The organism is Maribacter sp. MAR_2009_72 (assembly GCF_007827235.1).
GTDB classification, from domain to species: domain Bacteria; phylum Bacteroidota; class Bacteroidia; order Flavobacteriales; family Flavobacteriaceae; genus Maribacter; species Maribacter sedimenticola.
Map to the genome: position 1 here is coordinate 77,769 of NZ_VISB01000001.1, position 13,554 is coordinate 91,322.

The 13,554-nt window shown below is 43.0% G+C and carries 4 protein-coding genes; all 4 read left to right on the plus strand.

What is annotated here, in order from left to right:
• Positions 1–439: 439 nt before the first annotated feature.
• On the plus strand, positions 440–2,389 hold the full coding sequence (locus JM81_RS00265) for a polysaccharide biosynthesis protein (RefSeq protein WP_144800230.1): 1,950 nt from the start codon (positions 440–442) through the stop codon (positions 2,387–2,389).
• Between the two features lie 16 nt (positions 2,390–2,405).
• Positions 2,406–3,167, plus strand: a complete 762-nt coding sequence (locus JM81_RS00270; RefSeq protein ID WP_405381832.1) for a polysaccharide biosynthesis/export family protein — start codon at positions 2,406–2,408, stop codon at positions 3,165–3,167.
• A 23-nt stretch (positions 3,168–3,190) separates the two neighbouring features.
• A complete protein-coding gene (locus JM81_RS00275) occupies positions 3,191–5,578 on the plus strand; it encodes a GumC family protein (RefSeq protein ID WP_144800232.1) in 2,388 nt (795 codons plus the stop codon).
• A gap of 129 nt (positions 5,579–5,707) precedes the next feature.
• Entirely contained in the window at positions 5,708–13,552 is a 7,845-nt protein-coding gene (locus JM81_RS00280; RefSeq protein WP_144800233.1) for a MopE-related protein, read from the plus strand.
• The last annotated feature ends 2 nt before the right edge of the window (positions 13,553–13,554 follow it).

A 13,554-nucleotide genomic window follows, 5' to 3' on the forward strand; every position in this document is an offset into this window, starting at 1 on the left:
AGTACTTTCATTTTGAGAAAACACCAATAAGGGTACGCTTAAAAATAGTAATAATATGAAATGAAATTTTTGTGTCATTTGTGTTCTACTTCAAGTATTAAAAAAATCACTTTCCGATAGTACAAAAATAACCAAACCATATTAAGCCAATCTTTATTAAACGTTTAATACCAATATATAATCGTTCAATGACATACCAGAAAAACATGCTGCAGTACATAATATAAATACGTAAATTGTGTTCTATAATAAATTGGTCAAATACCGATCAAATATGTCAATTTTAGGATGTTATTGAATTTTTGAAAGTTCAGATTCAAGAAAAAGCACCGTTAAACGATTTTATAATATCTTTGGCGAATTATAAGTCGGGTTTCAGGGATATGCTAAGTCTATTGGTATATTTGATTTGAGAAATTTAACCTATTTATAAAAAGATATGATTCTAAATTACATTGTTAGAAATTCTGAAAATTATCGCCCTAAATGGATAGTTATAGTAATAGACCTATTCATATTTGGAATAGCTTTCTTGTTGAGCTATTTTATAAGATTCAATCTTACCCTTTCATTTGATACCGGACAATTGTTAACCCAATTACCTGTAGTGCTATTAGCTTCTTTAGCGGCCATACTTATCATTGGTTCCTACAAAGGGGTAATTAGGCATACAGGGGCAAAGGATGTATACAATCTGTTTAATGTGGTCTGTTTGGCCAATATATTTACCATTCTGGCAGTAATCATTAATAAGTTTTATGGTTTTGCTGGGGAATTTACGGTTCCTTTATCCATTGTAATAATTCATAGTTTGCTTTCTTTTATAGGGCTTACGGCGGCAAGATTTATTTTTAAATCGCTTTACCATAGACTTATAAATTCCACTACTAAATTTACAAAGAACGTTCTTATATATGGAATAGGCGATGCGGGCATTATGACTTATAATGTATTGATAAGCAGTCCAAAGAATTCTGCTAAAGTTGTTGGTTATGTAGATCATTTGGATAAAAAGACCGGAAAAAACATTAATGGAATCCATGTACATGGAAAATCTGAATTAAGTAAGGAGTTTGTTAATTTAAGAGGGATACAGGAAATCATTTTTACCGCCTTGGATATTCCCCAAAAGCAATTGCGCGAAGAAGTAAAACGTTTGGTCGATCTTGATGTTAAGGTAAAAATAGTTCCTCCTATAGAAACATGGATCAACGGTGAGCTAAAAGCATCACAGATTAAAAATGTCCAAATCGAGGATTTATTGGACAGACCCCCAATAAAGATCAAAAATTTAAAAACTGCAAAAGAACTGGAAAACCAAACCGTACTTGTAACTGGTGGAGCAGGTTCTATTGGTAGTGAGCTGGTAAGGCAAATATGCTTATATGAGTATAAAACATTGGTAATTGTAGACCAAGCCGAATCTGCGCTGTATGATCTTCAACAGGAACTTATTAGAAAGGGATTCCACAATTTTGTATGTATTGTCGGGGATGTGAGGGACAGAAATAGGATGAATCAAATATTTCAGGAATTTAAACCTACCTATATATTTCATGCGGCAGCTTACAAGCATGTACCTTTAATGGAGTATAATGCATATGAGGCTATAAAGGTTAACATTGCTGGTACAAAAGTGATTGCGGATCTTTCAATACAATATAACGCCAATAAGTTTGTACTGGTTTCTACGGATAAAGCCGTTAACCCGACAAATGTTATGGGCGCTTCAAAAAGAATTGCCGAAAAGTATATTGGGTGTATGCAGAAATTGGGCAGTACAAAATTCATAATTACAAGATTTGGAAATGTCCTTGGTTCAAACGGATCTGTAATCCCGTTATTTAAAAAGCAGCTGGAGAGCGGTGGACCGTTAACTGTTACGCATAAGGATATTACCAGATATTTTATGACCATTCCTGAAGCTTCACAATTGGTTTTGGAAGCGGGGTCTATGGGCAAGGGTGGTGAAATCTTTATATTTGACATGGGTGATTCTGTTAAGATTTTTGACCTTGCAAAAAATATGATAAAGCTTTCCGGTCTATCATATCCTGAGGATATCGATATTAAGATCACTGGATTAAGACCAGGTGAAAAACTATATGAAGAGTTGTTGGCCAATGATGAGGATACTTTGCCAACTTATAATAAGAAAATTATGATCAGTAAGGTTCGTGATGACGACTTTACATACGTAAGATCTAAAATCGATGAATTATGTATAACCAATATCTTGTTCAATGGTGATACCGTAAAATTGATGAAGGAAATAGTTCCTGAATATATTTCAAAGAATTCTAAATTTGCCGAACTGGATAAGGTAAAGGAGGACGATTCCAAAATCATTAAATTGGAAACAGGATTAAAAAGAGAATTTTCTAAATAATTTAAATTATATGATAATGTTTAAGCGTTTTACGATTGTGGGTCTATGTGCACTTTTTTTTGCTTCTTGTGCATCTAGAAAAGAAGTAGTTTATTTTCAAGATGCAACTAATTTTGAAACTCTGGTCAATGACAATACAGATTCATATAGGTTTAAAGTAGATGACGTTGTAAGTATTCATATATCAACCCTTGATCCAGAAGCTAGTTTGCCTTTTAACCTTTTTAAGGGAGCCGAAGAAGGAGGTTTTAGACCAGAGCAGGTAGATTATATAGTAGACAAGGAAGGCAATATTGATTTTCCAGTACTTGGGTCGGTAAAGATTGAAGGATTAAGCCCTGCTGAAGTTAAGACCTTATTAAAGGATAAATTAGCGGATTACCTTAAAAATCCAATAGTAAACATTAGGTTAAAGAATTTTACTGTTACCGTTTTGGGAGCAGTTAATAAGCCTGGTACATATCCAGTAAACGGGGAGCAGATTTCAATTTTAGAAGCCATAGGATTGGCGGGAGATTTGCATATTAAAGGAAAACGTGAGAATGTATTGGTGTTGCGGGATTTTAATGGAACCAAGGTTTATAATCACATTGACCTGACTTCAAAAAAGGCTTTGGATTCCCCAGTATATTATTTAACACAAAATGATGTTGTGTACGTGGAGCCCAATAAATCTTTAATAACCTCTTCCAGTTTGGATAATAGAACTTCAAATGCAATTTCTATTGCATCTATTATTATTACATCTACGGTATTATTGTTGACCCAAAGAAATTAAACAAAACATTTCATTAATTATTTATGAATACTATCTCAAAAGGTTTTCAACAAGAACAAGATTTAAATGATATTGTTGTTCGTTATGCAAAACGCTGGTATTGGTTCTTGTTGACTATCATTATCTTATTGGGTGCAGCCTATATTTATAATAGATATGCCGTACCTAAATATGACATTAGTGCCAAAATTCAAATTTTAGAAGAAAAAGGTGCTTCTTCAGAACTTGCTGTATTTAAGGATTTGGATTTTTTAGGTGGAAAGCAAAATGAAGTTGAAGATGAGATAGAAGTTTTAAATTCAAGGTCAAATTTTATTGAGGTCGTAAAAAATTTAAAAGCAAACGTAACGTTTAGCCAAGTTGGGGATATCAAAGAATCTGAAATTTATAATAAGGTTCCCGTCAATATTAATTTCCTTTCTCCAGATTCTTTGTTATACAATGCCAAACATATTTTTTATATAGAATTAACTTCGAAAAGTAATTTTAAACTAAGAAACAAGGAAGATGAACTTCCAAAAATTTATTCGTTTGGTAAGAATATTAGTACACCTGTAGGTGATGTAATTATTACGCCAAATATTCAGTTCTTTAATGCTTATGAGGGTGAGGATATTAAAATTATTGTTAACCCAATTACCGTAGTGGCTCAAAATTTTAAAAAAATGGTCAAAATATCGACCATAGATGAATTTTCAAAAATCTTGACGCTTTCCATTGAGCACCCTATACCGGAAAAAGGTATTGGAATCTTGAATGAACTAGTTAACGTTTATAATACTAACGCTGTTTTAGATAAAAAAGAAATAGCGGACAGAACGTTTAAGTTTATTAATGAGAGAATTTCAGATATTTACTCCAATTTGGCAACGGTTGACCAAACTGCTCAAGAATTTAAAACAGATAGGGGCTTGGCAGATCTTCAGTCACAGGCCAATATAAATTTAAACGTAGGTGCTGCAACACAACAAGAACTTGAAAATTATCGGAATCAATTAAACATTGCTTCGGCAATGAAGGAAATCGTAACCGATCAAAATGATACAAATGAAACGCTTCCTTCAAATATTGGTATTTCAGATCCATCAATTGCAAATAGCACAGCAAAATATAATCAGCTTTTACAAGAGAGAAATAGGTTGTTAAAAAGTTCTAATGACAAAAACCCTGTCATTGTTGGTTTAAATGAAGAGCTACAAAGCATTAAAAATGGTTTAGCAGCCAGTTTAGGTGCTATGGAAAATAATTTGTCCTTAACGGTAAATAACCTTAGTAAACAACAATCCAGGATAAATTCCAAAATATATTCCGCACCAAAAAATGAAAGAGCATTAAGGGATATTACTAGAAAACAGGAGACAACAGAATCCTTATATCTATATCTGTTACAAAGAAGAGAAGAATCTCAAGTGGCTTTGGCATCTACCGCACCAAAATCCAAGGTTATTGATAGTGCTTATTTAACGGATGAAAAACCAATTTCACCCAATAAATTTAAGATTTATCTAGCTTCATTTTTATTAGGTTTTATCCTTCCATTCTCCATATTGTATGCGCATGATTTAATGGACAACAAGGTTCATAGCAAGTCCATGCTTGAAAAAGTTATTGGCAATTATCCGGTACTGGCAGAATTACCAAGTGTTGATAAAAAATCTCAGAAATATATACATGAGGATGATAGATCTGTCTTGGCGGAGTCCTTAAGGATTTTAAGAACAAATTTGGATTATTTGATCAAGTCTAAGAATTCTGTTGATAGGAACAATGTAGTTTTAGTAACTTCAAGTGTATCTGGCGAAGGTAAAACGTTTGTATCTTCTAATCTATCAATGATTTTTTCCAGTACAAAGAAAAAAGTATTATTAATAGGCGCGGATATTAGAAATCCTAAATTAACTGACTTTTTCAAGGAAGATAAAAATGTGGATATTTTAGGTAAAGCTAAGAAAAACAATAAACTAGGGTTATCGGAGTATTTAATGGATCATTCTATTGAAACAGATGATTTGATCAAAACCATGTTGGTTCATAACAATACTATTGACGTAATTTATTCTGGGAAAATCTTACCCAATCCATCTGAATTGTTGATGGGTGATCGGTTTAAAAATTTAATCGAGGAGGTATCACAAAAGTATGATTATGTCATTATTGATTCTGCTCCATTAATGGTTGTTACAGATACGCTTCTAATCTCACCTTACGCCAATCATACAATTTATGTAACAAGGGCCCATATAACTGAAACCAAAGTTGTGGATTTTCCTATTTCACTTCAAAAAGAAGGTAAATTGGTTGGTCTTAATTTTGTGGTCAATGATGTAAAAGAGAGTAATCTTGGCTATGGCGGCAAATATGGCTATGGTTACGGAATCAAAACAAAAAAATGGTGGCAAGTCTTTTCATAGTGGGTAAAGATCGTTTATCGTTATAATTACCATATTCATCGAGTAATCCAATTTTTGTTCCCATAGATTTTTCATATTGGTTAAATTTATAGGAATCCCCCAATGTTTTAATATTACACTTTTTTTACTATGGGGCGCATTCGCATATCTACTTTATGGATATTTATCCTTTTTATTAATTTTCAATTTTTAACCGCTCAAAATAAGAGTGTTGAAGGTGAATGGAGCAATCCTATTCAGTTCGGTATTGTACCGGTGGCGGTCGCTAATTTACCCAATGGAAATTTAATAACATGGTCTTCTCAATTTAGGGATACTTTTGTAGTAGAAGGGGATGGAACTACCTTTACGGAGTTATTTGACCCCAAAGGGGGTATTGATGGTAATGGTGCTGCTTTAGGATCATTTACGAGTAATACGGATCATGATATGTTCTGTCCCGGTATTAATAATCTCGCCGATGGTAGAATTCTTTCTGCCGGTGGAACCAGTAGTGAAAAAACTAGTATCTATGATTGGAGGACCAATTCCTGGACCGTTGCCGATCAAATGAATATACCTAGGGGTTATCAAGGTAATGTTACTTTAAAGGACGGCTCCGTATTTACAATCGGCGGCTCATGGAGCGGAGGCTTTTATGGTAACAGGAATGCGGAGCGCTATTCTACTTTAACCGGTTGGCAAAAATTATCCAATGTTCATGGCGAGGATATTTTTGTAGGTGCAGATTATGCGGAAGAGAACCAAGGAAACTATAGAATTGATAACCATGTGTGGTTATGGCCCGCACCCAACGGAAAATTATTTCATGCAGGCCCTAGTGAAATGATGCATTGGATCGATGTCGACGTGCCTGGGGGATCCATAATCGAAGCGGGGATAAGACAAGATGTAAATCAGAACATACGGGATTATTATTCCATGAAAGGAAATACCGTAATGTTCGATAAAGGTAAGATTTTAAAAACAGGTGGGGCAGGAGCATATGGTGATGATGACATAGGAACCGTTCCTGCACGGGACAATTCATTTATTATTGATTTAAATGGTATCGGTTTTGGAGATATGCCCAATGTGTCATTCGTGGGCAATATGTCAAGACCTAGAACTATGCATAATAGTACGGTATTGCCCAATGGTGAAGTACTTATAACGGGAGGATTGGAATATGCAGCTGTTTTTACCGATGTTACTGCGGTAAAAGGTGCTGAAATTTTTAATGAGAATACCGGTTGGCGCTCAGTCGCAGCCATGCAGATACCGCGTACTTACCATAGTGTAGCCATACTAATGGTAGACGGTAGGGTTTTTGTAGGTGGTGGTGGTCTTTGTGATAGTACCGAGGATTGTGTTAACCATATGGATGCGGAGATATATAGTCCTCCATATTTGTTTAATCCTGATAATACTTTGGCGGAAAGGCCAGAGATAATCAATGGACCTGAAAGTTCAGGCTATGATTCCACAATTAATATAGAAGCTACACCTGGAATACAACAATTTAGCTTAATACGTTTTTCCGCAGCTACACATTCAACAAATAATGAGCAACGTAGAATTCCTGTAGATTTTACCGCCAACGGGAATATATATGATATTGAAATTCCGGAGCGGGAATTATTGCCGCCAGGGTATTATATGCTTTTTGGAATAAATGCAAATGGTGTTCCATCCATTGCACATACCATACAAATAGGTTCTGAAGCACCAATTATTTATAATCCCAACTTGGTATTGGATATGCAATTTGATGGATCTGATCAAGATTTAAATGCCCTAGATAATTCGCAATATGGACATCATGGTACAATTGTACAGCGAGATAATGATGGAGACGTGGTGCAGCCAAATCAATTTTCATGGTCAGATGGTATTATTGGAAATGCCATTGAATTTGATGGCTTGGAATTTAACAGTAATTCATTACTGGAAATAGATTATAGCGATGAGTTGGCTTCCACGACAAATTCTATTACTATATCAGCTTGGGTATATAGAAATAGCAATAGTGGTATTCCCGAAGCCAATGGAAAAATAGCAAATGTCGGAATTTTTAGTCATGATTATCCACAACTTTTTTTTGGTTTTCATAACACACTTTACAAATGGGCCTTTAATGCAAACAGTCCATTAGATTGTTATGCAGGATATGCCCCATTGGATACTTGGGTGCACCTAGCGGCAACATATGACGGCAATACTGCAATACTTTATGCCAATGGGGTAGAGGTTTGCAATAGAAAGGTAAGCGGTTTAATAGATATGAATAATAATGGGCTGAGACAAAGTAAATATACCGTCTCAGGTTTTTATGATCACAGGTATGACCCGGATGACCCAAGTAACCCATCAGCTTCAGATATTGATGGTATTCCTGACTATGGGAATACAAGCGGTATTACTGATGAAATAAGTGGAAAGATAGATTTGTTAAAAGTTTATAATAAAGTATTGGAACCTGCCGAAATAAGGGCTATGTACCAAGAAGGGTTAAATACCAACAATCCTAATATTACCATTTGTGAAGGGAATTACCTTACCGCTCAGTATAAAATAGGGGTAAACGGTACTTGGATAACGAGTAACGTTGTTACTGTTCCACTTGGTTCTGAAGTCTTTATTAGACCAACTCCTGAATACACAGGGGAGTATATTTTAACTACACCTCAGTATGACGGACCAACTTATAGTAACCTTCAAGATGCGGATAAATTTACGGAGGAAAATGCTTATCAAATAGATACATTTGTGACACCGGATTTTGGTTTGGCACCATGGAACAATCCAGATAGAAATAATGGATTGGTCGATACATCCAATGAAGGTCAATTTGTTTTGACTACTCCAGCTGGATGTCCCACCACCATATACTTTAATTTAGTTCAAGAAAATTCCGAAGAGGGATGTCCTGGTTATTTGCCAAATGGGGATAGTTCAATATTCATAACTTCAGGTGTATTAAACACTGGTCTGGACGAGGCAAATGGAACCAATATTGAAACAAATGGTTCTGAATGTGCTTTACAAATTGTGAATAACGATATAAATGAACCATTTGCTCGTTTTACTATATCTGTAAATTTAAATCAATTCGGTATTCAAACCGGTGATGAAATTTCCATTGAATTGGATGGTAAAGGTGAAGTATCTCCACGATATGAAATACGTCAAAATAATACCAATTCGAGACCTCCGTTGATTAGCGGAAATTTTTCACAAAATTGGTCGACTATTAAATCTTCTTTTGTAATTCCTGAAAATACCCAAACCTTTGATATTTGGCTGTTTAGTAATTATGCAGCTAACTCGCCCGGTATAGCATATTTTGATAATTTAAAGATTATTAATTTAACCGCTACCGGAGGTAACCATCCTCCGACGGCAAATTTTACAGCTAGTCCTATAATAGGAAATGCGCCCCTAAATGTTGTATTCGATTCAAGTACTTCGTATGATAGTGATATTTTAGATGGTATCGATAATTATATTTGGAGATTTGGAGATCAAACTACTTCCAATGTTCCTAACCCTTCTCACATTTATGAAGTGCCAGGTGTATATTTAGTTAGCCTTACGGTATATGACTATAACGGATTAAAAGATGAAAAAACTGCATATATTACCGTCAACGGTTCAAATAACAATAGTGGTCCCACTGCAATAATATCAGCAGATAAGGTGTCTGGAATTGCCCCTTTGAATGTTCAATTTACAGGAAGTAATTCAACTGACGATATAGGTGTAGCTACTTACGCGTGGAATTTTGGGGATGGAACAACATCAAGTGTTGCAAATCCACAACATACCTTCAGTTCTGTCGGGAATTTTGAAGTTTTCTTAACTGTAACCGATGATAGTGGGTTAACGGATACCAAAAGTTTATATGTCAACGTAGAGGAAGACAATATAGATGAATCTTGCCCTTCCGGGCTTACGAACGACGCAGCGGGCCTTTCGCTTCCCCTTGGCGACTTCGTCGGGGGTGTGGACGCCGTCAACGGAACGGACACGGTTACCAACGGCAGTGCCTGCGGTATCGAGGTGGTCAACGTGGACCCCGGCCAGCCCTGGGGCCACTACCGCCTAACGATCCGCCTGTCCGATTACGGCATCTCCGCCGGGGACGAGCTCTTCATCGGCCTTGACGGGATGGACGGCAGCGGCGCCGCACGTCTGGAGGTGAACCGTAACGATTCCCCCAACAACTCGCTGGCCTCCTTCAGCTATGGCCCCACGTGGGGCCGTTACGAGTCCACTTTTACGGTTCCCTCCGGGATATCGACGATCGACCTATGGATGTTCAGCAACTATGCCATCGGCTCCGCCGGCACGGCGTACTACGACAACCTGGAGGTGATCAACCTTAGCGCCACGCCCCCCTGCGGCGGAGATGGCTACCAGCGCTATTATGCCGATACGGACGGGGACGGTTACGGCGACCCGGAGAACTGGGTGGAGGACTGCGACGCCCCCGAGGGCTATGTGTCCGACGGGACCGACTGCGACGACGGGGAGGCGCTTTCCTATCCTGGCAATACCGAGGTATGCGACGGTATCGACAACGACTGCGACGGCGAGGTCGACGAGGGCTTTTCCCTGACGTCCTATTACCTTGACGCTGACGGGGACGGTTACGGCGACCCGGGGTCATCGGTGGAGGCATGCGACGCCCCCGAGGGCTATGTGCCCGACGGGACCGACTGCGACGACGGGGAGGCGCTTTCCTATCCGGGCAACACCGAGGTATGCGACGGTATCGACAACGACTGCGACGGGGAGGTCGACGAGGGCTTTTCCCTTACGGCCTATTACCTGGACGCTGACGGGGACGGTTACGGCGACCCGGGGTCACCGGTGGAGGCATGCGACGCCCCCGAGGGCTATGTGCTCGACGGGACCGACTGCGACGACGGGGAGGCGCTTTCCTATCTTGGCAATACCGAGGTATGCGACGGTATCGACAACGACTGCGACGGTGAGGTCGACGAGGGCCTGGACTGCTTCGTGGAATGCCCTTCCGGGCTTACGAACGACGCAGCGGGCCTTTCGCTTCCCCTTGGCGACTTCGTCGGGGGTGTGGACGCCGTCAACGGAACGGACACGGTTACCAACGGCAGTGCCTGCGGTATCGAGGTGGTCAACGTGGACCCCGGCCAGCCCTGGGGCCACTACCGCCTAACGATTCGCCTGTCCGACCACGGCATCTCCGCCGGGGACGAGCTCTTCATCGGCCTTGACGGGATGGACGGCAGCGGCGCCGCACGTCTGGAGGTGAACCGTGACGATTCCCCCAACAACTCGCTGGCCTCCTTCAGCTATGGCCCCACGTGGGGCCGTTACGAGTCCACTTTTACGGTTCCCTCCGGGATATCGACGATCGACCTATGGATGTTCAGCAACTATGCCATCGGCTCCGCCGGCACGGCGTACTACGACAACCTGGAGGTGATCAACCTTAGCGCCACGCCCCCCTGCGGCGGAGATGGCTACCAGCGCTATTATGCCGATACGGATGGGGACGGTTACGGCGACCCGGAGAACTGGGTGGAGGACTGCGACGCCCCCGAGGGCTATGTGCCCGACGGGACCGACTGCGACGACGGGGAGGCGCTTTCCTATCCTGGCAATACCGAGGTATGCGACGGTATCGACAACGACTGCGACGGCGAGGTCGACGAGGGCTTTTCCCTGACGTCCTATTACCTTGACGCTGACGGGGACGGTTACGGCGACCCGGGGTCATCGGTGGAGGCATGCGACGCCCCCGAGGGCTATGTGCCCGACGGGACCGACTGCGACGACGGGGAGGCGCTTTCCTATCCGGGCAACACCGAGGTATGCGACGGTATCGACAACGACTGCGACGGGGAGGTCGACGAGGGCTTTTCCCTTACGGCCTATTACCTGGACGCTGACGGGGACGGTTACGGCGACCCGGGGTCACCGGTGGAGGCATGCGACGCCCCCGAGGGCTATGTGCTCGACGGGACCGACTGCGACGACGGGGAGGCGCTTTCCTATCTTGGCAATACCGAGGTATGCGACGGTATCGACAACGACTGCGACGGTGAGGTCGACGAGGGCCTGGACTGCTTCGTGGAATGCCCTTCCGGGCTTACGAACGACGCAGCGGGCCTTTCGCTTCCCCTTGGCGACTTCGTCGGGGGTGTGGACGCCGTCAACGGAACGGACACGGTTACCAACGGCAGTGCCTGCGGTATCGAGGTGGTCAACGTGGACCCCGGCCAGCCCTGGGGCCACTACCGCCTAACGATTCGCCTGTCCGACCACGGCATCTCCGCCGGGGACGAGCTCTTCATCGGCCTTGACGGGATGGACGGCAGCGGCGCCGCACGTCTGGAGGTGAACCGTGACGATTCCCCCAACAACTCGCTGGCCTCCTTCAGCTATGGCCCCACGTGGGGCCGTTACGAGTCCACTTTTACGGTTCCCTCCGGGATATCGACGATCGACCTATGGATGTTCAGCAACTATGCCATCGGCTCCGCCGGCACGGCGTACTACGACAACCTGGAGGTGATCAACCTTAGCGCCACGCCCCCCTGCGGCGGAGATGGCTACCAGCGCTATTATGCCGATACGGACGGGGACGGTTACGGCGACCCGGAGAACTGGGTGGAGGACTGCGACGCCCCCGAGGGCTATGTGCCCGACGGGACCGACTGCGACGACGGGGAGGCGCTTTCCTATCCTGGCAACACCGAGGTATGCGACGGTATCGACAACGACTGCGACGGCGAGGTCGACGAGGGCTTTTCCCTGACGTCCTATTACCTTGACGCTGACGGGGACGGTTACGGCGACCCGGGGTCATCGGTGGAGGCATGCGACGCCCCCGAGGGCTATGTGCCCGACGGGACCGACTGCGACGACGGGGAGGCGCTTTCCTATCCGGGCAACACCGAGGTATGCGACGGTATCGACAACGACTGCGACGGGGAGGTCGACGAGGGCTTTTCCCTTACGGCCTATTACCTGGACGCTGACGGGGACGGTTACGGCGACCCGGGGTCACCGGTGGAGGCATGCGACGCCCCCGAGGGCTATGTGCTCGACGGGACCGACTGCGACGACGGGGAGGCGCTTTCCTATCCTGGCAATACCGAGGTATGCGACGGTATCGACAACGACTGCGACGGTGAGGTCGACGAGGGCCTGGACTGCTTCGTGGAATGCCCTTCCGGGCTTACGAACGACGCAGCGGGCCTTTCGCTTCCCCTTGGCGACTTCGTCGGGGGTGTGGACGCCGTCAACGGAACGGACACGGTTACCAACGGCAGTGCCTGCGGTATCGAGGTGGTCAACGTGGACCCCGGCCAGCCCTGGGGCCACTACCGCCTAACGATTCGCCTGTCCGACCACGGCATCTCCGCCGGGGACGAGCTCTTCATCGGCCTTGACGGGATGGACGGCAGCGGCGCCGCACGTCTGGAGGTGAACCGTGACGATTCCCCCAACAACTCGCTGGCCTCCTTCAGCTATGGCCCCACGTGGGGCCGTTACGAGTCCACTTTTACGGTTCCCTCCGGGATATCGACGATCGACCTATGGATGTTCAGCAACTATGCCATCGGCTCCGCCGGCACGGCGTACTACGACAACCTGGAGGTGATCAACCTTAGCGGAAATAGTGCTACATCAAAATCGTTACAGCGAAATGACAATGTATTTACGGAATATACGCAGAACAATGTAGAAGAGGAATCACATAAAATGATCATATCTCCAAATCCGGTATCGGATTTACTGACGGTCAATTTTAATGATGATATAAAAGTAGACTCTATAGAAATCTATGATACACTAGGTAGATTACTTAAAGCAATCAATGTTTTAGATAATGAATCCGTTAAAATAGATGTTAGCCAGTATAACTCCGGGACTTATTATATTATTGCCAATTCATTGAGTGGTACAAGGTTGCAGAAAAGAGTGTTGATTAAAAGGGAGTAGTG